The organism is Streptomyces oceani, from assembly GCF_001751245.1.
GTDB lineage: Bacteria > Actinomycetota > Actinomycetes > Streptomycetales > Streptomycetaceae > Streptomyces > Streptomyces oceani.
This window is the reverse complement of record NZ_LJGU01000129.1, coordinates 1-20,091: the sequence shown is the minus strand read 5'-3', so window position 1 is coordinate 20,091 and position 20,091 is coordinate 1. Positions and strand designations below refer to the sequence as shown.

Below are 20,091 nucleotides of genomic sequence, written 5' to 3'. Positions count from 1 at the left end.
CGGCTGCGGAGCCGGCCGCCGGAGCCGGCTCCGCAGCCGGCTGGGGCCCGGACCTCGGGCCGCCCACGACCTGCTTGTTGCTGCGACACGGCGAGACCGTCCTGACGCCCCAGAAGCGCTTCTCGGGCAGCGGCGGCTCGGACCCCGAACTCTCCGTTGTGGGGCGGCGACAGGCCGCCGCGGTCGCCGCCGACCTCGCGGAGCGGGGCGCCGTGGAGGCCATCGTCAGCTCGCCCCTGCTGCGCTGCCGGGAAACCGCTGACACGATCGGCGAACGCCTCGGACTCCCGGTGCGTACGGACGAGGGCCTGCGGGAGACGGACTTCGGCGCATGGGAGGGGTTGACCTTCGCCGAGGTGCGGGAGCGGCACCCGGAGGACCTGACGGCCTGGCTCGCCTCCGCGGAGGCTCAACCCACCGGTGGCGGGGAGAGCTTCACGGCGGTCGCCCGCCGGGTGGCGGTCTCCCGGGACAAGCTGCTCGCCCGGTATCCGGGACGGACGGTGCTGGTGGTCACGCATGTCACGCCGATCAAGACGCTGGTCCGGCTGGCGCTCGACGCGCCCCCGGAGTCGTTGTTCCGGATGGAGCTGTCGGCGGCGTCGCTGTCCTCGGTCGCGTACTTCGCCGACGGGAACGCCTCGCTGCGACTCCTCAACGACACCCGGTCGCTGCCCCGCTGATCCGCGCGCCCGCTCGTCCCGCGCGTGCGTACGTACGAGACGCGGGCCGGCGGGCGCGTGCCGGTCGCGGCCTCGTACGCGCCGATAACCGTCGGCCGGGCCAGTCGGACCAGCCGGGTCAAGCCGGGTCAGTGGTCTCGGAGCGCCGCCGCGGTGCCGGCCAGTCGGGTCACCCGCGCCCAGTCCTTCGCGGCCAGCGCGTCGGCCGGGAGCATCCAGGTACCGCCGACACAGCCGACGTTGGGCAGTGCCAGATAGTCCGGGGCCACCGTCGGATCGATGCCGCCGGTCGGGCAGAAGCGTGCCCGCGGCAGGGGCGACAGCAGGGACTTGAGGAAGTCGACGCCCCCGGAGGCCGCCGCCGGGAAGAACTTCATCTCGGTCACGCCGCGCTCCAGCATCGCCAGCACCTCGGAGACCGTCGACGTCCCCGGCAGGTACGGCAACCCGGTCTCCGCCAGGCCGTCGGCCAGCCGGGTCGTGCAACCGGGGCTCACCAGGAAGGTCGCGCCCGCCTCGGCGGCCTCCCGTGCCTGTTCGGGCGTGCACACGGTGCCGGCGCCGACCACGGCCTCCGGCACCTCGGCCGTGATCGCCCGGATCGACTCCAGCGCGGTGTCCGTACGCAGTGTCACCTCGACGGCGGGCAAGCCGCCGGCCACCAACGCGCGCGCCAGCGGCACCGCGTCGGCCGGATCGTCGACCACGACGACGGGAAGCACGGGGGCGTGGTCGAGCGGCGAGGGTGAAGACGACATGGGGCCATCCTGCCGCCACGCGGGCGTGATGTGCAACGGAGGTTGCGTATTATGCAATGGCTACAGCTCGGTGACCACCACGTCCAACCGCCACGGCGCGCCAGCACGCTCCGGAGGCGCGCTCTCCACCGCGTAACCAAGTTCCTTCAGCGCCTGCGCCAGCGCGGCCGGATCACGGGGTGCCGCGCCCGCCTCCAGCAACTCCCGCACCAGCCGGCCCTTGGTGGCCTTGTTGAAGTGCGACACCACACTCCGCTTCTCCACGCCGGCCACGATCCTCGACTGCAACACCCGCACCGTGGCCGTACGTTCCGCCAGCTCCCCCGAGGGCCGCCACATCGCCGCGTACGCCGTGGACCGCAGGTCCAGCACCATCCCGCCGCCCGCCACCTCCGGCAGCGTCCGGCCCAACGGCTCCCGCCAGTGCCCGGCCAGCGAACCCAGACCGGGCAGCTTCACCCCGCCGGAGAGACGATAAGCCGGAATCGGGTCCTTGATCCGTACGGCGCCCCACAGCCCGGAGAAGATCAACAGCGAGCGGGTGGCCCGCCGTTTCGCCGCCGTGCTCAGCGTCGACAGCCCCAGTGCGTCGTACAGCACACCGGTGTAGATCTCCCCGGCGGGACGTACGGGCGCGGTCCGCAGCTCCGCGTCGCGCACGACCTCGTCGCGCTGCCCCAGGCTCAGGCCCAGCACCTCGCGCGCCCGCTCCGGCTGCTCGGCGCACAGCGCGACCACTTCCGAGAGCACGGCCTCGCGCGCCTCGTTCAGCCCGGGAAGCGACAACGCGTCCAGCCTCAGGGCGGTCCGGGAACGCGCCTCGGCCTTCCCCTCGGACGGCGGCAGCAGCACGAGCACCTGTCTCTCCTTCGCGTCTACGGGCGTGGGTGGGGCGCCGCGTACTCCGCGCGGTGTTCCCGCCCGCAGCCTACGGGCCACGGGGCGACGCCCGGGCTCCGTGTCCGAGCCGGACGCGGCGCTGGCGGGCGTGCCACGATGGAGTGACAGACCCTGCTTCGTGTGGTGCGGACTCCCTCGACACCCGAGCATGGTCGCGACCAAGGAAAGGGCGTGACATGGCCGTCATGGCATATGAGCCGCTTTCGCAGGAGGAGGTTCTGCAGCAGGGTTTCTTGGCTCTGGACACACCGGAGGGTTTCCGGGCCGAGTTGATCGAGGGAGACGTTGTTGTGACGCCACCGCCGGACGGGGATCACGAGGACTACATCAATCTGGTCCTCAAGCAGGTGGTACGGAGATCAGTGACGGACATGGATTTCTCCGGCAACAAGGGCCTCATCGTCCCCCGGAGCGCGCACCATCCGACGCACCGCCTGATCCCGGACGGCACCTGGGCCCCGACGAAGCACCGCCTCTTCCGGGGCGCGGACTCCTGGATGCCTGCCGAGGGGGTGGAGATGGTGGCCGCGGTGACCTCCACCCGGCCGGCCGGGGACCGGGAGGCCAAGCGCCGCTGCTACGCGCAGGGCGGCATCCCCCTGTATCTGCTGGTGGACCGGGGCGACGGCTCGGTGACCCTGTTCAGCGACCCGTCCAGCTCCGACTACCGGGACGTACGCACCCTCCCGTTCGGCAAGCCGCTGCCACTGCCCGAGCCGTTCGCCTTCGAGCTGGACACGTCCGAGTTCGTCTGACCGTACGGGTACGATGGGGCGTACGGCAGACGAGTCGTGCGGGCGGTCGCGTCGGTCCCGAGAGGGCACCGCCGAGGAACGTCCGGGCTCCACAGGGCAGGGTGGTAGGTAACGCCTACCTGGGGCGACCCACGGGAAAGTGCCACAGAAAGCAGACCGCCGGGGCCGTACGGCGCCCGGTAAGGGTGAAACGGTGGTGTAAGAGACCACCAGCGGCCAGGGTGACCTGGTCGGCTCGGTAAACCCCACCCGGAGCAAGGTCAAGAGAGGTCGTCGCCCCTCGCGGGCGGCGACTCGCGCGGATGCTTGAGGGCTGCCCGCCCGAGTCCGCGGGTAGACCGCTGGAGGTCGCCGGTGACGGCGACCCTAGATGGATGGCCGCCTCCGGGCGGACCGCGAGGTCCACCCGAGACAGAACCCGGCGTAGAGCGCGACTCGTCTGTCACCCGTCGCCTCTGCCCTGCCACCGGTTGCGGAGCGAGCGCGAGGAATTGGTGGTGAGTGCTCGACGTGGCGGCCTCGTGTACTTCAGCAAGCTGGTGAGGAACGCCTCCAACGTCCGTTCCGCGTTCTGCGGGGAATCGGCTGAACTCGACCCACGGTCACCGTGGACAAGCGGACGGATCGCCCGAGCCGGATACCCAAGCTCCCGGGTTTCCGTCTCGCGGGAGGGCTCACCCGCTCCGGCGGGGAAACCCATGGGATCGATCGGCCTCTGGGCGCCGTTCGGCGAGGCCCAGGGCGTACGGGACCCTCGGTCGTTGTGGACGGCCACCCGGCGCCGCCGCGGCCAAGCGCGCGGCGCCGATAACGAAGCCGTGACGCAGGCCGACAAAGGGGCGGCGGGACCGGAACTGAGGTGCCATCATTTTCCCGACCACGATGGCTCGGAGGGGGACGTGGCTGATGATCTCGGATTCGACAGGCTGCTGGCCGATGACGGACTGATCGCCGGCCTGCTGGGCCGTACGCGCTCCGGGAGGAGTCGGAAACCGCTCTACGGCCCGGACCTGCCCGTGGTCTTCCTGGTCGGCGGGCCCGGCATGGGCAAGGGTCGGCTGCTGAACTGCGTGCGCGGCGAGTTCGGCAGGTACGTGCCCACCGCGCACCTCGACTGTGGACTGACCGTGTACCGGGAGCGGGCCCAGCCACACCCCGGCACCCGATCCGAAGTCACCGAGGCACAGCGGGAGATCGCGGTGCAGCTCGGTGCCTGGCGGGGCGACGGCGGGACGATCGCCACCCCGAGGCTGTACGCCGGGCTGGCCGCGGTGGCGGCCAGCGCCCCGGACGCCAGTCCCGCCACCCTGGTGGACGAGGTGCGTCGGCACGACGATCTGCTGCCGCCGGGCCCCTTCTGGCGCGGCGTACTGAGCAGGGCCGTACGCGGCTACCTCGGGGCGCTGGCCGGGCTGGTCATGCACGCGGGGGCGGTACCGTTCGTCAACGCCGTACTCGAGGAACTGTTCCTGCGGACCTCCGCGGAGGGCCGGACCGTACTGGAGGGGTGCTACGGCCAGTACCACGGCGCGGGCGGCCATCCGCGACTGGGCCTGCACTCGCTGGCCTCCGACTTCCAACAGGGCGGCGAAGCACGGGCGTTCGCGGAGAACTTCCTCTTCCGCGCGCTGCGGGAGGACGTCGAGGCGGCGTACGTCTCCCTGCGCGGGCGCCTGTCCCGGGTGGGACGGCCGGCGGTGCTGCTCGACCGAGCCGACAACGCCCTGGGCAGACGGCTGTTGCGGCCCGTCCTGGAGGACCGGGAGGGCGGAGTCCACGACCGGATCGTCCTTCTGGCCACCGCCCGACGTGCCGACGGGGGTCGCTTCCTGTATCGCGCGGACGAGGCCGAACAGCCGGCCAGTTGGGCGCCCGCAGAGGGTGGCCTGCCCGAGTGGAGCCGGGCCAGCGGGGGGGACGCCGGGTCTCGTGCCGCTCGCGCGGGGCGCGCTGCTCGTAGGGATGCCGACGCTGACCCGGGAGGAACAGCGGCAGGAGCTGGCCCGGCTGCGGGACCAGGGGAGGACGGAAGGCAACGCGTCCCGTACGCGGCTTGAGGGCGGCGTGCATCGACTGAGCGCGGGACGACCGCTGGTGGTGACCCGGCTCGGGACGGCCACCTCCGCGCTGCGGCCCGCGGGGAACACCGTGGACTGGGACCTGCTCAGCGCGCCGATCCGGGCCGAGGCCGCCGACGCCACGGAACGCCCGACGGAGAGACCCGCCGTGGCGGAGGTGCTGCTGGACGAACTGCTCGTCAACCAGCTTCCGGAGGAACTGCCGGCCGAGCACCACAGCGGTTGGCTGGACACGTTGAGCCACCTGTCCGTGGCGCACGACGTGGAGTGCGCCCAGGTGTTGATGCGAAGACGCCAGGCCGAGGAGGACGAGCGGCTTTCGGCCTACCGGATCGAGGAGTTGCTGTGGGACAGTGGCTGGCCGCCCTGCCCCCGGCACTTCATCGGGGACCTCGGCCTGCGCCAGTTGCTGATGCGCCGGCTGTACCGGCTCCAGTCGGAGGGTACCTGCTGGCACGCGGACCATGAGTGGCTGCGGGAACACTACGCCGCCCTCGACAGCGGCACGCCGGACCCGCTGTTCGGCACGGCCGCCGCGCACGCGATGCATCACCATCTCGCCTCGCTGGGAGCGGAGGCGGTGGTCGACTACCTGTACCGCAGCTTCGCCTTACGGGACACCCGGGAGTGGTGCGACGAGCTGCTGGCCATCGCGGAGGCTCCCGCGCTGGAGCCGGCGGATGACCGGCGGGCCCGCGCGCTCGGGGCGATCCAGCTGAGCGGGGACCCCCAACAACGGCGCGTGGACCGGCTGCTGCATGTCGTACGGCTCTGTGAGGACCGTACCCAGGCGGTGGACGAGGCCGTCATCGGGACGCTGCGCCAACTGCTGGAACGCCTCAGCGACGAGTCGGCCCGGGGCGCCGAGACGCTGACCCGGCTGGCTCGGGACTGGACTGAACGGGCCGGCGAGCGGCAACCGCTGCGCCCCTGCGCGTGCACCAGACACATCGGATAGGAGGTGCTGGCAATGCTGGACTGGTTATACCGGACGTTCTGGGCCAATGTGCTGCGGAAGGCGCTGACGGTCTGCGGCGCGGCGGTGGTCCTGGGTGGCGCCGTGTTCGCCGTCACCCAGGTGCTGGAGACGCTCGACCGGTGTGCCGCCGGGGTGGAGCGCAGCGAGGGCGAGTGCGTCGGCGTCAACGGCTCCGGATATGACTTCGGAACCTCGGAGATCAGCGCGGTGAGCCGGGCGATCGCCGAGGAGAACGACCGGGTGGCGAAGCAGCCGCATATCACCGTCGCCCTGATGCTGCCCCTGCAGCCGGCACACGAGGCCGGGCGGCAGCAGCTGCGCAGCGACGTGCAGGGGGCCTATCTCGCGCAGTACCGGGCGAACCGCCAGGAGAAGTCACCACGGCTGCGGCTCGTGTTGGCCAACCCGGGCAGCGGATACGAGCAGCAGGAGAAGGTGGTCGACCGGCTCGCCGAGTTGGCGGACTCGCCGGAGGCCAACCTGCGTGCCGTCACGGGTTTCAATCTGAGCCTCGCGTCGACGAAGGACGCCATGGAACGGCTGACGAACGAGCTGGAGATCCCCGTGCTCGCCAGCCGGGTCAGTGCCGACGCGCTGGCGAATCCGGAAGGCGGCGGGCAGCGGTTCGACGGCCTGGCGCGGGTCATCCCCACCAACCGGCAGCAGGCCGCCGCGCTCGCGGACTTCTACGGTGACCTGAAGGATCGGGAAACCGTGCTGGTCAAGGACACGCGCCCGCGCGACATCTACGTGAAGTCGTAGGCGGAGGCGTTCGGTCGGGACGAGTCGGGCCCGCCGGGAGCCAAGGACCAGGAGTTCCGATCGCCCGGGGTGACGGAGAAGGGCGACACCGGGAACGACTTCTCGTTGATCAGCCACAACATCTGCAACTCGGAAGCCGAGACGGTCTACTTCGCCGGCCGACCGACGCATCTGCGACTGTTCGCGCTGAAGTTGGCGGAAGTCCCGTGCGAGGGCAAGCGGTACACGGTGGTCAGCGGTTCGGGTGTGGCGACGCTCGACCAGTACATGAGCGAGCGGGACTGGGAGAAGCTGGCGCGCGGCGGTTCGCGGCAGTCCACCGTCCGGGTGCAGTACGTCGCCCCGGCCCATCCGGACGCCTGGGAGCGGGAACTGCGGGAGCTGCGGGCGGTGGTCGACACCACTCGGGGGGACATCGGCCCGGTGCAGCTCGAGGACTCCCGGACCATCCTGGTCTACGACGGTGTGCGCACCATCGCCGAGGCGGTCTTCCTGGCGAACGCGCAGACCTCGGAGGACATCCCGTCCCGCAACCGGGTCGCGGCGATGTGGTCACGGCTGGAGTCCGCGCACCGGGTGGTCGGCGCGAGTGGCTGGATCTGCCTGACCAATGGTGGGAACCCGTACGACAAGCCGGTGGCGGTGGTCGAACTCGACCCCCGAAGTCGTGGGCTGAGCTATGTGGGGCTGGCCTGGCCGGAGGGGAAGCCGCAGCCCGCGGAGTGCGTGGTGCCGAGCCGTTCCGACTGACCTCGGCCGTTCCACTGACCCGGGCCGGCCCCGGGAACACCGGCGGAGGGCGCAGGCCCCCGGTTGGTGGCCCCACGGCCCCGGCCGTTCACGGCTGTCGCGTGAGTGCGGCCGGGGAGAGGTCCGCCGGTGAGCGGTGCCCGGAGAGCCCGAGGGTGAGCTCCAGATCGGCCAGCAGCCCGCGCAGCACATGGCGTACGCCGTCCGCGCCGTCGTGCGCCAGCCCGTAGGCGTACGGACGGCCGAGCAGCACCGCCCCGGCGCCCAGCGCGAGGGCCTTCAGGACGTCCGCGCCGCCGCGTACGCCCGAGTCGAACAACACCTCGGCCTCCGCGCCCACTTCCTCGGCGATCGCGGGCAGGGCGTCGAGTGCCGCGATGGCGCCGTCGACCTGGCGTCCGCCGTGGTTGGAGACGATCACGCCGTCCATCCCGGCGTCCACCGCGCGCCGGGCGTCCTCCGGGTGCAGCACGCCCTTGAGCAGGATCGGCCCGTCCCAGTGCGCGCGGAGGAACGACAGCCGGTCCCAGCCGCGGTCGGTGCCTGTGAACATCGACACCCAGTGCAGTACGGCCGAGCCCGGGTCGTCCTCCGGCGACCGCGCCAGACCGGCCCGGAAGGCTGGGTCGGAGAGGGGGATGGCGGTGCCGACGCCACGGATGAAGGGCAGGTAGGACTGGTCGAGGTCGTGTGGGCGCCAGGCGAGCGTCCAGGTGTCGAGGGTGACGACCAGGGTGGTGTACCCGGCCGCCCGGGCACGTTCGAGGATGCTGACACAGACGGCGTCGTCGTTCGGCCAGTACAGCTGGAACCAGCGTGGGCCGGCGCCGCTCGCCTCGGCCACCTGCTCCAGGGTGTAGGAGGAGGCGGTGGACAACACGATCGGGACGCCGAGTTCGGCGGCGGCCCGAGCGGTGGCGAGTTCACCGTCCGGGTGCAGGATCGACTGCACTCCCACGGGGGCGAGGAGCACGGGCGCGGGCAGTTCGGTGCCGAGCACGGTCGTACGCAGCGACCGCTCGGTGGCGTCCGTCAGCATCCGGGGCACGAGGCGCCGTTGGTCGAAGGCGGCCCGGTTGGCCCGGTCGGTGGCGCCGCTGCCGGCGGACCCGGCGACGTACCAGAAGGGGCCCGGCTCCATGCGCTCCCGCGCGGACGCCTCGAGCGCGGTGGGGTCGGTGGTGAAGGGCGGTATCCGGCCCTCCAGACCGTGCAGGTAGATCTCGTTCTGGTAGTTGCCGAAGCCGGGTCCGCTCATTCCGTGCCCTTCGCCGCGTGCCTGTCAGGTGCCAGCTGTGTGCCTGCCGTGCCGGCCACTCTGTCCTACGGACGGCCGTACGTCACCGCTGGCGGGTCAGCCGACCCGGGCCGCCGATGTGGTCAGCCGTTCAGGACCGCCGTACCGGGGACACGGACGCGTGGTCGTGGCGGCACGGGCCGCCGGCCGTGTGGGGCATACGGGGGTTGGGGCAGACGAGTGGAAACACCGGGGCCGTTGGTGGTACGGCCGCCCGGCGTGCCGCGACCCCGGTGCTCCGGGAGCGGACGTACGAGCCGGGAATTCGCTGGTCGGGCCGGCCGGGAGGGGTCGTACCACCGTCCAGCGCCGAGAGGACGGGCGTGTCGCCGTCGCCCTGCGGGTGCGGGCGGCTTGCTCGAATCTGGCTCGGTGACCACACTGCGCATCACTTCCCTCGGGGCGCCGTCGCCGCTGGACACAGCGGCCCGCGCCGGTCAGGTTCCACGTCGTACGGTCCGGGCGAGCGAGCGGTACGGAGCGGCGTCCGTGCCGGACGGGGCCCGCCCGATAGTGGAACCGTCGGTCGCAACGTCCGGTTCGTCCGAACTGGTTGACCGTGGCCTCCAAGCGCCCTCGACCGCCGGTGGTGGGACGCCATCCGATGGACACCCGGCTGTCGTGTCCCGCTCAGGGGCAGGCCGTCCGAGACCGGTGCACTCGGTCTCATGACGCACTCAGCGAGCGCAGAGCGAGAAGTCCGAGCCGCCGTCCCGCAGTTGGGCCGCCGCCGATTTCTGACCGCCACCGGAGCCGCGGTCGCACTGAGTTTCGGCACAAATCTTCCCAACACCGCACACGCGGTGCACACTTTCGATCCTATGAGAATCGAAAAGGAACCATTCACCCTGGGCGTGGCCTCTGGTGACCCCTTGCCCGATTCCGTAGTGCTCTGGACCAGACTGGCTCCGGAGCCGTACCAGGCGGACAGCGGACTGCCGGCCGAACCCGTGACCGTCACCTGGGAGGTGGCGCGGGACAAGGAGTTCACCCGGCCGGTGAAGAGCGGCGAGGCGACCGCGCATCCGGACTTCCACCACGCCGTCCACGTCGAACCGGACGGCCTCGAACCGAACCAGCGCTACTGGTACCGCTTCCGCGTCGGGAAATGGACCAGCCCGGTGGGGCGCACCCGCACCGCACCCGCATCCGACGCCGAGCTGGCGTCACTGCGCTTCGCCATGGTCGCCTGCCAGGCGTACCACCAGGGCTACTTCACGGCCTATCGGCACCTCGCCGAGGAGGACGTCGACGTGGTCTTCCACCTCGGCGACTACCTGTACGAGTACGCCGTGGACTCGGCGGGTGGCGAACGGCAGTACACCGACAGGCAACTGCCCGAGGCCTTCAACCGGGAGACCGTCTCCCTGGAGGACTACCGGCTGCGCTACTCGCTCTACCATCTCGACCCCGACCTGCGGGCCGCGCACCAGGCCCACCCGTGGGTCCTCACCTGGGACGACCACGAGACCGAGAACAACTACGCGGCCGACACCTCGCAGGACGAGGTGCCCAGCGAGGAGTTCCTGGTGCGCCGGACGGCGGCCTATCGCGCGTACTACGAGAACACCCCGCTGCGTAAGGCGCAGCGACCGGACGGCCCCGACCTGAGGCTGTACCGGCGGCTGAGCTACGGCAACCTGGCGCAGTTCGACGTACTCGACACCCGGCAGTACCGCGACGACCAGGCCAACGGCGACGGGTGGCAGGTGCCCACCCCCGAGTCGGAGGACCCGTCCCGCACCATCACCGGGGCGGCGCAGGAACGCTGGCTGCTCGATGGCTGGCAGGGTTCCACGGCGTTGTGGAACATCGTGCCGCAGCAGGTCATCTTCGCCCGCCGGCGAAACCGGGTGGACGGCCCCTTCCCGGTCTCGATGGATGCCTGGGACGGCTACCCGGGCTCCCGACAGCGGGTGCTGGAGGGCGCGCGGAAGGCCGGCGTGGACAACCTGGTCGTCCTCACCGGAGACGTACACGTGCACTACGCACTCGACCTGAAGGAGGACTACGACGACCCGGCCAGCCGCACGCTCGGAGTGGAACTCGTCACGTCCTCCATCAGCAGCGGCAAGGACGGCGCCGAACGGCCGGACGACTGGGAGCGGATGCGCGCGGCCAACCCGCATCTCCACTTCTACACCGGGCTGCGGGGATACGTACTGGTCACGGTGGATCGTGAGCAACTGCGGGCGGACTATCGCACGGTGTCGAAGGTGACCACCCCCGGCGGCACGGTCAGCACCGCCGCCTCCTTCGTCTCGCGCGCGGGTGACGCAGGTCTCAGCTCCGTCTGACCGTAGGGGCGTTATCCGGTGGGCCGGGGCGGGATCGCCTGGGAGAATGTGACAGTCGTTAACAATCTCCTGGAGAGGTGCATGACCGACCCCGGCCCGTCTACCTCGGCCGTCATACCGGCCGCCAACGGAAACTCCCCGTCTACCGACGCCCCTGCCACCGCCGACCACGCCGCCCCACCGGTGCCGCCAGCCACCCCGAGGACACCGGCAGCACAGCCGGCAGTACGTTCGGCGTCGGAGGCACCCGGCAACGACGGCGTCACCGACGCCGCGCCGCAGCTCACCGCACGTCAGCGGGCCGGTCTCCTCGTCACCCTCATCCTCGGCAGCCTCACGGCGATGCCGGCGCTGGCCATGGACATGTACCTCCCGGCGCTGCCCGACGTCAGCGGCACGCTGGGCACCGAGGCCGCGACGGTGCAACTCACCCTCACCTCCTGCCTGCTGGGTCTGGCGGTGGGGCAGCTCATCGTCGGGCCGATGAGTGACCAGTTCGGACGCCGCAAGCCGCTGCTGGTCGGCCTGATGGTCTACGTGCTGGCCAGCGCCGCCTGCGCGTTCGCCCCGACCATCGGGACACTGCTGGGCTTCCGGCTGATCCAGGGCCTCGCCGGCGCCGCCGGGGTGGTCATCGCCCGGGCCGTGGTGCGCGACCTGTACGACGGCCTGGCCATGGCCCGCTTCTTCTCCACCCTGATGCTGGTCTCCGGAGTGGCGCCGGTGCTGGCGCCCGTACTGGGCGGACAGGTGCTGCGCTTCACCGACTGGCGCGGCGTCTTCCTGGTGCTCACCGTGCTCGGGGTGCTGATGACCCTGGTGGTGCTGCGGAAGCTGCCCGAGACGCTCCCGCCGAGCCGTCGGCACGGCGGCGGCATCCCGCAGGCGCTGCGTGCCATGCGCACGCTGCTCGCCGACCGGGTGTTCACGGGCTACCTGCTCGCCGGCAGCTTCGGCTTCGCCGGGCTGTTCGCGTACGTCTCCGCGTCGCCGTTCGTGATGCAGGAGATCTACGGTGCCTCGCCGCAGACCTTCAGCCTGCTCTTCATGGCCAACTCCATCGGTCTGGTGGCATTCGGCCAGATCAACGGGAAGATCCTCGTCGGCAGGGTCTCCCTGGACAAGGTGCTCGCCTTCGGGCTGGCGGTGACGTTGCTCGCGGCGCTCACGCTGGTGGTGCTGACCAGCGGCGTGTTCGGGAAGGCCGGCCTGTTCCCGGTCGCCGCCGGGCTGTTCGTCCTGATGTCCGGCATGGGCCTGGTGATGCCGAACGCCAACTCGCAGGGCCTGATGCGCGCCAGTCACGCGGCCGGATCCGCCTCCGCGCTGTTGGGTACCTCACAGTTTCTGGTGGGCGCCCTCGCTTCCCCGCTGGTCGGGATAGCCGGCGAGCAGACGGCAGTACCCATGGCCCTCGTGCAAGTCAGCGCGTTGTTGATCGCCGCCGCCGGATTTCTGGGACTCTGCCGGCCATGGCGTACACGAGGCTGAGGCGAGCCCACACGGCGGACCGCGCCGGTCTGCGTGCCCCGGAGCTGGCCGCGCTCGCCTCGGACATCGACGCGCTGCCCGGCGCGTGGTGCTCCGGGGCGGTCGTGTTGGCCGGGCGTGGTCCGTACGTGGCGCTCGAGCACGCGGCGGGCTGGGCGGTGCGGTACGCGGGCTGGGACCCGGAAGCGAGTCGTGGCCTGGAGCTGCCGCCGGCGCGTTGGGTGCCGGCCCGCACCGACACGGTCTTCGACCTCGCCTCGCTGACCAAGCTGTTCACCGCGCTGTTGGTACTCCAGCAGGTCGAGCGGGGCACCGTCAGCATGGACCGGGAGATCGCGCGGTACGCGCGCACGTCGGGGCCGCCCTCCGCGTCCCGGTCGGTGCCGGAGCACGGCCTCACCCTGCGGCACCTGCTGACCCACACCTCCGGCCTCCGGCCCGAACTCCCGCTCTACGACTACGGTCCGAAGGCCCGCGCCGAACGGCTGTGGGCCGAGGAGCCGCTCGACCCGCCCGGCAGCGGCTACCGCTACTCGGACCTGAACCTGCTGCTGGCGCAGAGCGTCCTGGAGCGGGTGACCGGCGCGACGCTGGACGTGCTCGTACGGGAGAGCATCACCGGGCCGTTGGGCATGAAGGACACGGCCTACCGGCCGCCGCGCGGCTGGCGCGCGCGGATCGCGGCCACCGAGGATCAGCGTCGGCCCTGGGCGAAGCTGGACCGCGGCATGCTGCACGGCCGCGTGCACGACGAGAACGCGCACGCCATGAACGGTGTCGCCGGCCACGCGGGCCTGTTCAGCACGGCGGCCGACCTGGCCGTGCTGTGCCGGACGCTGCTCAGCGGAGGCGCGTACGGTCCGGCACGGGTCCTCGCGCCCTCGTCCGTGGCCCAACTGCTGGCCCCGCCCGGACTGGGCTTCGGGGTGAACCAGCCATGGTTCATGGGCGAGTTGGCGGGACCCCTGAGTGAGGGGCGGGCCGCCGGCCACACCGGCTTCACCGGCACCAGTCTGGTGCTGGACCCGGTCACGGACACCTTCCTGGTGCTGCTGGCGAACACGGTGCACCCGGTACGACGGCCGGGCGACTCCCGCCCACGGGCGGCCGCCGGCACCCGCCTGGCCCGGGCCATCCGCTGAGCCCGGCGGCGGGGGCGTCCCGTACGAGCTGCCCGGTACGGGAGGCCGTACGGGAGCCAGGGTCCATAGACTGGCCGGGTGCACCAACCCAGCGCCCCCTCCACAGACCAGCAGCTGCGCACGGCGCTCGCGGCACAGCTGGACGGGCTCCCACCCCGGCAGGCGACGACCGCGGTCGAGCGGCTGATCGCCCACTACCGCGGGGACACCCCGACCCACACCCCGGTGTTGCGCGACCGCGCCGATGTGGTGGCGTACGCCGCCTACCGCATGCCTGCCACCTTCGCCGCGGTCGCAGCGGCGCTCGCCGCGCTCGCCCGCCGTCTCCCGGGCTGGGCCCCCGCCTCGCACCTGGACCTCGGCGGCGGTACGGGCGCCGCCGCCTGGGCCGCCGAACTGACCTGGGGCGACCCGCCACCGGCCGGTGCGGTACGGCAGCCGGCCACCGCGGAACCGGGCCGGACCGGCGGGCAGCCGGCGCGTACCACCACCGTGCTGGACTGGGCCGAGCCCGCGCTCGAACTCGGTCGGGAACTCGTCGACCGGTCCGCCGCCCCCGCTCTGCGCGACACCCTCTGGCGCCCCGGCCGGCTGCCCGGCCCGCGCCCCGACGCCGTACCGGACACCTTCGACCTGGTCACCGTGTCGTACGTACTCGGCGAACTCACCCCCGAGGACCGCGCGGCACTCGTCGCGGACGCGGCACGGACGGGACGGGTGGTGGTGCTGGTCGAACCGGGCACCCCGGACGGCTACCTGCGCGTCCGCGAGGCGCGGGACGCACTGGTCCGTGCCGGCCTCCGGGTGCTCGCCCCGTGCCCACACAGTGCCCGGTGCCCGATCACCCCGGGCGAGGACTGGTGCCACTTCAGCGAGCGGGTCAGCCGCTCCTCGCTGCATCGTCAGGTCAAGGGCGGCTCACTGGCGTACGAGGACGAGAAGTTCAGCTATGTCGCCGCTGCCCGTCCCCGGGTCGGCGGCGTCGCCGCGACGACCCGGATCGTACGGAAACCGCAGTTGCGCAAGGGCCAGGTGTTGTTGGACCTGTGCGGGGAGGACGACGGGCTGAGCCGTAGCACCGTGAGCAAGCGGCGAGGAGCGGACTACCGGGCCGCTCGCGCCGCCCGGTGGGGGGACAGCTGGCCGCCGGAGCCGGAGCCGGAGCCCTAGACCGAGCCGATCCACGAGCCGCCGGGCGGGTAGGGAGACCGCGGGACCGCCCCCGGCGGGGTTCGGTGGTCGGCCCGTTCCGCGGCTCGGCGGCTCAACGGCGCTGCCGCTCCGCGGTCCCCCCACCAGCGCGGCCGGATCAGCCGCGCAGCTCCGCCGTGCAGCACTTCACGCTGCCGCCGCCCTTGAGCAACTCGCTCAGATCGACGCTGAGCGGCTCGTAGCCTCGGGCACGCAACGGTTCGAAGAGCCCGTGCGCCGCCTGTGGCAGCAGCACGTGGTGCCCGTCGCTGACCGCGTTCATCCCGAACGCCTCGGCGTCCGCCCGGGTGGCCAGCACCGCGTCCGGGAAGAGCCGCGCGAGCACGGCGCGGCTACCCGGAGAGAACGCCTCCGGGAAGTACATCACCGCGTCGTCCCGGGTGTCGTCGAGCACGCACAGTGCGGTGTCCAGGTGGTAGTAGTGCGGGTCGACCAGGTCCAGGCCGATCACCGGCCGGCCGAAGAACTCCTGCGCCTCGCCGTGCGCGAGCGGACTGCTGCGGAAACCCCGCCCGGCCAGCAGCCAGGACGCGGTGACCGTGAAGTCCCCCTCGCCCTCATTGACATGCTGCGGTTCACCGATGTCCGTGAAACCGTGTGCGCGGTACCAGTCCTGGTGTGCCGCGGCCTCCCCGGTCCGCTCGGGATACGCGAACCGGGCCCCCAGCACCCGGCCGTCGACGACGGTCGCGCCGTTCGCGGCGAAGACCATGTCGGGCAGGTCCGGCTGCGGTGTCAACTCCTCGACCGTGTGACCGAGGGCCCGGTAGTGGTCCCGTAGGTGCTCCCACTGGGTGAGTGCGAGCGACAGGTCGACGGGCTTTCCGGGGTCCATCCAGGGGTTGATGGAATACGTCACGCTGAAGTGCTCGGGTGGGCACATCAGATAGCGGCGCGCACTGAACAACGAGGTCTCCTCACGGGATTGCCGTGTACGGGTGTGGCTGTCGTCCACCGGGGAGAGCCTACGGGTTCGACCGGGCCGTGACCCCCCGCCGCCGTACACCGTCGACCCGGTCCGCGCACGCGCCGCCGCCCCCGGTGTTCGTTCACCCGCACGGGGGAGGAAGATGGGCGTCAGTCATCCGTGATCCCGGATTCGGTCATGCGCCGGCGCTCGGCTGCGTACCCTCGACAGAGTCGACGGAGTCGGCGCGTGCCCCCGGGCAGTCGGACGGGTGCCCGGCACCCCGGTCGCGAGAGTGAGGCGGTAGATGGAACGCAACGGCGGATTCTCCCAGTGGCTGCGCCGACGGGTTCGTGCCGGCGCGGGCGGCGGTACCGCGGAACGGGACGCTGCGCGAGCCCGCGAGGATCTGCTGCTGGCGGCTGCCGAGTCAGGCTTCCCGCTCGCCCCCGCCGCGTATCCGGAGGGATACGGCTGTTCCTGCGTACGGATCGGCTGTCCGACGCCCGGCCACCATCCGGTCTCCTTCGCCTGGCAGACGCAGGCCACCACCGAGCCCGAACAGGTCAACCGCTGGGTGACGAGTCAACCACTGGCCAACTTCGTCACCGCCACCGGACAGAACCACGACGTCCTGGACGTGCCCGAGCCCGCCGGTCGAATGGCGCTGGACCGGCTGGACGCGGAGGGCGTCGCCACCGGCCCGGTGGCCCTCTCCGGCGGCGACCGCATGCTCTTCTTCACCGCCACCAGGGGGACACCCGAGGACGAGGACGAGTGGTGGCCCTGCGAGTTGGACTGTCACCCGGAGACCATGGCCGAGCATCCCGGGCTGCGCTGGCACTGCCGGGGCAGCTACGTCCTCGTACCACCGGCCCGGCTGCCCGGCGAGGGGCGGGAGGCGGTGGTGCGTTGGTTGCGTGAGCCGGTGCCCGGGGCGACCCTGCCCGAGCCACTGATCCTGCTCGAGGCGTTGACGGACGCCTGCGCGGCACACGCGGACGACGCGGCCGATCAGGAGGCCACGGCGCCCTGGCCGACGCGCTGAGACGCGGACACCCGCGTCCGTGCCACGGCGTCCGTGCCACCGCGGGCGCCGTCGCCCGACCGCTCAGCGGCCCGCGCCGTGGGCGTACACACCCCGAATGCACCCGGCGTGCGCGTCAATTGGCCTTGACCGTGGTGAGGCCGCTGATCCGGGCCAGGAAGTCGATCTCGCCGCCCCCCTTGGCCGCCGGCACGCTGACCGCCTGCGCGGACACGCGTACGTACGTCACCGACTCGGTCGGCGTCCCGGTCATCAGCGCGCGGGCGTACGGGTCCTTGACCTCCGGCGTGTATCCCTCGGCCAGGGTCTGCTTGGTGTGGTGGTGCGAGGCGAAGAAGACCATGGCCCCGCCGTCCGTGGTGCGTAGGCCGAACGGCGCGAACTGCGGTGGTGAGGCGGGCAGGTCGGCCCACTCGGTACGCACCCGCGGCTGGTCTGCCTTCTTCTTCCGCTGCTCGCGCAGGGCGCTGGTGTGCTCGCCGGCCGCGAAGTCCCCGCTGCCCTGCTTGAGGTAGCGGGTGTACGCCTTGCTCACCTTGTCCGGCGGCACGGTCAGGCCGGACTCCTTCCCGGCTGGTACGGCCTTCACGTGGCCGTCCTCGTCCTTCGCGAACTCCGGCACCTCGGAGGAGTCCAGCACCGCCAGATAGCTCGCCTTCCACTTGGCGTCCACGTCGTCGCGCTGGAACACCAGCAGCCAACGGTCGCCGCTGCCCTGATTGCTGGCGGCGTTCGCGACGAAGAACTTCGGCCAGCCGGCCTGCTTCGGTATGAGGAACTTCGGGTCTGTGAGCTTCAGCGGCGTGTAGTCCGCGTTCCGCCCCTGGTGCACTTCCTTACGTGCCCGCAGCCCGGCCTGGTCGATCGCGCCGAGCGCGCCGGACTCGATGGTGGCGTTGAGCTTCGCGTCGTAGTTCCTGTTGGACTGGTTGTTCTGTTCGGTGAAGTTGTCCAGCGCCTTCCTCGCCTCGGCCTTACTGACCGCGGGTATCACGGCGTCCTCACCATGCACGGTGATGCACCCCGACAGCGTGACGGCCAGCACCGTCGCGGTCGTGGTGGCAGCCAGCAACCGGCCCCTCATCTTTGCCCTCCCACAGCCTTCCGGAGGAGGAAACCCTATCGGTGTTCCGGTGGGCCCAACTCCCTGCCCCGCACCCGCTGATCCCCGTCCGACGCCGGCCGACGGCGCGCTCAGGGCAGGGTGAGGACCTCCGCGCCGGTGTCCGTGACCACCAGCGTGTGCTCGAACTGAGCGGACCGTCGGCGGTCCTTCGTGACCACGGTCCAGCCGTCGTCCCACATCTCCCACTCGTAGGTGCCCAGCGTCAGCATCGGCTCGATGGTGAAGGTCATCCCCGGCTCGATCACGGTGGTCGCCCGCTCGTCGTCGTAGTGCGGCACGATCAGCCCGGAGTGGAAGGCGCTGTGCACGCCGTGCCCCGTGAAGTCCCGCACCACGCCGTAGCCGAAGCGCTTGGCGTAGGACTGGATAACCCGGCCGATCACGTTGATCCGCCGGCCCGGACGCACCGCCCGGATCGCGCGGTTCAGCGCCTCCCGGGTCCGCTCCACCAACAAACGCGACTCCTCGTCGACTTCGCCGACCAGGTAGGTGGCGTTGTTGTCGCCGTGTACACCGCCGATGAAGGCCGTGACGTCGAGGTTCACGATGTCGCCGTCCCGCAGCACCGTGGAGTCCGGGATGCCGTGGCAGATGACCTCGTTCAGTGAGGAGCACAGCGACTTGGGGAACTTGCGGTAGCCGAGCGTCGAGGGGTACGCACCGTGGTCGCACATGAACTCGTGCGCGACCTCGTCCAACCGGTCCGTCGTGACGCCCGGCGCGATGTGCCGCGCCGCCTCCTCCATCGCCTGGGCGGCGATACGACCCGCGAGCCGCATCCGTTCGATGGTCTCGGCCGACTGCACCTCGGAGCCCGTGTACGGGGTGGGGGCGGGTTTTCCGACGTACTCGGGGCGCGGGATCGAGGAGGGCACGGGCCGCTGGGGCGAGAGCGTGCCGGGGACGAGTTGCGACTGGCCAGACATGGGGCCCGATTCTACGACCCACCGGCGGGGCGACTGGCCCGCCGGCCGTCGACGCGGGCAGGGGGCGCCCGGTCCGTGCTGTGGTGCCCGGCCGGACGCTGCGGGAGCATGGCGTGCATGGCACTCTTCAAGCGCAAGACGGCCGGCCAGCCGGGCGAGTGGTTCTACTGCATCGAGCACCGGAAGGTGGAGGAGGGACCCGAGTGCCCCGGCAAGGACCGGCTCGGTCCGTACCCGAGCGCGGCGGAGGCGGCGCACGCCATGGAGACGGCACGGCAGCGCGACCTGGAATGGGAGAACGACCCCCGCTGGCGGAACACGCCAAGGGACACCGGCTCGGACCCCGCCGACTGACCGAACCACGAGGGGCCGCCCCGGCGGGTCGTACGACGGCGTGGCGGGGACGCCGCCGTTCAGCCGCTCGGCGCCGGTGCCGGGCCCGCGCGGCCGGTTCCCCGGCCCTCGTCGTCGGCGGCATCGGCCTCGGCGAGAGCGGCACGCTGCTCGCGCACCGCGCGGGCGTGCGGATCCGTCCGCGCGTCGTACGACAGCAGCCGTGGCAGGGCCAGCGCGAGCAGTCCGACGGCCGCCACACAGGCCAGGCCGCCGCCCCAGATCGACGTACGCACCGAGGTCAGCGCCGCCATGCCCCCCGAACGCAGCTGGCCGAGCTGCGGCCCGGCGGCGTACGACAGCATCTCGATGCCGGCCAGTCGGCCGCGCAGCTCGTCCGGGATGGTCTGGTGCCACAGCGTGCTACGGAAGATCCCGCTCACCATGTCGAAGGCGCCGGCCACGGTCAGGAACAGCAGCACCAGCCAGACTTGCCGCATCATGCCCGCCAGCGCCATCGCGGCGCCCCAGCCCAGCGCGGCGAGGACGACCGTCCGGCCGTGCCGGTGGACGCGCCGAGTCCAGCCGCTGGTGGCGCTCACCAGCAGCGAGCCGAGCGGCAGCGTGGCGTACATCAGCCCCAGCGA

18 protein-coding genes, 1 other RNA gene and 1 pseudogene are annotated in these 20,091 nt (G+C 71.7%); 13 read left to right on the top strand and 7 right to left on the bottom strand.

Annotation, left to right across the window (positions count from 1 at the left end; translation table 11 throughout):
* Window positions 1-683: histidine phosphatase family protein (locus tag AN216_RS27215; protein ID WP_170843141.1), on the top strand; the 683-nt coding region annotated here is incomplete at its 5' end.
* Window positions 684-811: 128 nt separating this feature from the next.
* Here the strand turns inward: AN216_RS27215 and eda are convergent.
* Both eda and yaaA read right to left on the bottom strand, forming a co-directional pair.
* Window positions 812-1,441: a bifunctional 4-hydroxy-2-oxoglutarate aldolase/2-dehydro-3-deoxy-phosphogluconate aldolase gene (eda, locus tag AN216_RS16025; protein WP_070197373.1), complete on the bottom strand. Its 630-nt coding sequence runs from the start codon at window positions 1,439-1,441 to the stop codon at window positions 812-814.
* Window positions 1,442-1,501: 60 nt separating this feature from the next.
* On the bottom strand, window positions 1,502-2,299 hold the full coding sequence (gene yaaA / locus AN216_RS16020; RefSeq protein WP_070197372.1) for a peroxide stress protein YaaA: 798 nt from the start codon (window positions 2,297-2,299) through the stop codon (window positions 1,502-1,504).
* 227 nt (window positions 2,300-2,526) lie between these two features.
* Between yaaA and AN216_RS16015 the strand changes: the two genes are divergently transcribed.
* From AN216_RS16015 to AN216_RS30260, 6 genes are all read left to right on the top strand, one after another.
* A complete protein-coding gene (locus AN216_RS16015; protein ID WP_079166647.1) occupies window positions 2,527-3,096 on the top strand; it encodes a Uma2 family endonuclease in 570 nt (189 codons plus the stop codon).
* 30 nt (window positions 3,097-3,126) lie between these two features.
* Window positions 3,127-3,538: RNase P RNA component class A (rnpB, locus tag AN216_RS16010), an RNA gene on the top strand.
* A 457-nt stretch (window positions 3,539-3,995) separates the two neighbouring features.
* Window positions 3,996-5,153: a zeta toxin family protein gene (locus AN216_RS30275; protein WP_244502490.1), complete on the top strand. Its 1,158-nt coding sequence runs from the start codon at window positions 3,996-3,998 to the stop codon at window positions 5,151-5,153.
* A complete protein-coding gene (locus AN216_RS30270; protein WP_244502489.1) occupies window positions 5,059-6,132 on the top strand; it encodes a hypothetical protein in 1,074 nt (357 codons plus the stop codon). The genes AN216_RS30275 and AN216_RS30270 overlap by 95 nt, the downstream gene beginning before the upstream one ends.
* A gap of 12 nt (window positions 6,133-6,144) precedes the next feature.
* Window positions 6,145-6,915 (top strand): type 1 periplasmic-binding domain-containing protein, encoded by a 771-nt coding sequence (locus AN216_RS30265; protein WP_244502488.1) that lies wholly within the window; start codon window positions 6,145-6,147, stop codon window positions 6,913-6,915.
* 69 nt (window positions 6,916-6,984) lie between these two features.
* Window positions 6,985-7,665, top strand: a complete 681-nt coding sequence (locus tag AN216_RS30260; protein ID WP_244502487.1) for a hypothetical protein — start codon at window positions 6,985-6,987, stop codon at window positions 7,663-7,665.
* 88 nt (window positions 7,666-7,753) lie between these two features.
* Here the strand turns inward: AN216_RS30260 and AN216_RS15995 are convergent, their stop codons facing one another.
* On the bottom strand, window positions 7,754-8,923 hold the full coding sequence (locus tag AN216_RS15995) for a lactate 2-monooxygenase (protein ID WP_070197370.1): 1,170 nt from the start codon (window positions 8,921-8,923) through the stop codon (window positions 7,754-7,756).
* Window positions 8,924-9,630: 707 nt separating this feature from the next.
* Between AN216_RS15995 and AN216_RS15990 the strand changes: the two genes are divergently transcribed.
* The 4 genes from AN216_RS15990 to AN216_RS15975 all read left to right on the top strand — a co-directional run bounded on the left by AN216_RS15990 (window position 9,631) and on the right by AN216_RS15975 (window position 15,062).
* Window positions 9,631-11,259 carry an alkaline phosphatase D family protein gene (locus AN216_RS15990; RefSeq protein WP_070197369.1) on the top strand — a complete coding sequence of 543 codons (1,629 nt, stop codon included), beginning with the start codon at window positions 9,631-9,633 and terminating at the stop codon, window positions 11,257-11,259.
* Between the two features lie 81 nt (window positions 11,260-11,340).
* Complete coding sequence (locus AN216_RS15985; RefSeq protein WP_079166646.1) at window positions 11,341-12,750, top strand: multidrug effflux MFS transporter; 1,410 nt, start codon at window positions 11,341-11,343, stop codon at window positions 12,748-12,750.
* Complete coding sequence (locus AN216_RS15980; RefSeq protein WP_170843140.1) at window positions 12,732-13,892, top strand: serine hydrolase domain-containing protein; 1,161 nt, start codon at window positions 12,732-12,734, stop codon at window positions 13,890-13,892. Before AN216_RS15985 ends, AN216_RS15980 begins: the two co-directional genes overlap by 19 nt.
* A gap of 78 nt (window positions 13,893-13,970) precedes the next feature.
* A complete protein-coding gene (locus AN216_RS15975; protein ID WP_070197367.1) occupies window positions 13,971-15,062 on the top strand; it encodes a small ribosomal subunit Rsm22 family protein in 1,092 nt (363 codons plus the stop codon).
* A gap of 139 nt (window positions 15,063-15,201) precedes the next feature.
* Here AN216_RS15975 and ddaH read toward each other — a convergent pair whose 3' ends face one another.
* Window positions 15,202-16,059, bottom strand: coding sequence for a dimethylargininase (gene ddaH, locus AN216_RS15970; RefSeq protein WP_338059255.1), 858 nt, complete (start codon window positions 16,057-16,059; stop codon window positions 15,202-15,204).
* A gap of 259 nt (window positions 16,060-16,318) precedes the next feature.
* On the opposite strand from ddaH, the gene AN216_RS15965 reads away from it, so the two are divergent.
* A complete protein-coding gene (locus AN216_RS15965; RefSeq protein ID WP_070197366.1) occupies window positions 16,319-17,059 on the top strand; it encodes a bifunctional DNA primase/polymerase in 741 nt (246 codons plus the stop codon).
* A gap of 115 nt (window positions 17,060-17,174) precedes the next feature.
* Here AN216_RS15965 and AN216_RS15960 read toward each other — a convergent pair whose 3' ends face one another.
* Window positions 17,175-18,143 carry an SCO2278 family lipoprotein gene (locus AN216_RS15960; RefSeq protein ID WP_070197365.1) on the bottom strand — a complete coding sequence of 323 codons (969 nt, stop codon included), beginning with the start codon at window positions 18,141-18,143 and terminating at the stop codon, window positions 17,175-17,177.
* A 110-nt stretch (window positions 18,144-18,253) separates the two neighbouring features.
* Window positions 18,254-19,111 carry a type I methionyl aminopeptidase gene (gene map / locus AN216_RS15955; protein WP_070197364.1) on the bottom strand — a complete coding sequence of 286 codons (858 nt, stop codon included), beginning with the start codon at window positions 19,109-19,111 and terminating at the stop codon, window positions 18,254-18,256.
* 117 nt (window positions 19,112-19,228) lie between these two features.
* Here map and AN216_RS15950 point away from each other — a divergent pair, with 117 nt between their 5' ends.
* On the top strand, window positions 19,229-19,465 hold the full coding sequence (locus AN216_RS15950; protein WP_070197363.1) for a hypothetical protein: 237 nt from the start codon (window positions 19,229-19,231) through the stop codon (window positions 19,463-19,465).
* Window positions 19,466-19,524: 59 nt separating this feature from the next.
* On the opposite strand, the pseudogene AN216_RS15945 reads toward AN216_RS15950, so the two are convergent.
* Window positions 19,525-20,091 (bottom strand): annotated as a pseudogene (locus tag AN216_RS15945) (MFS transporter); the annotation flags it as partial.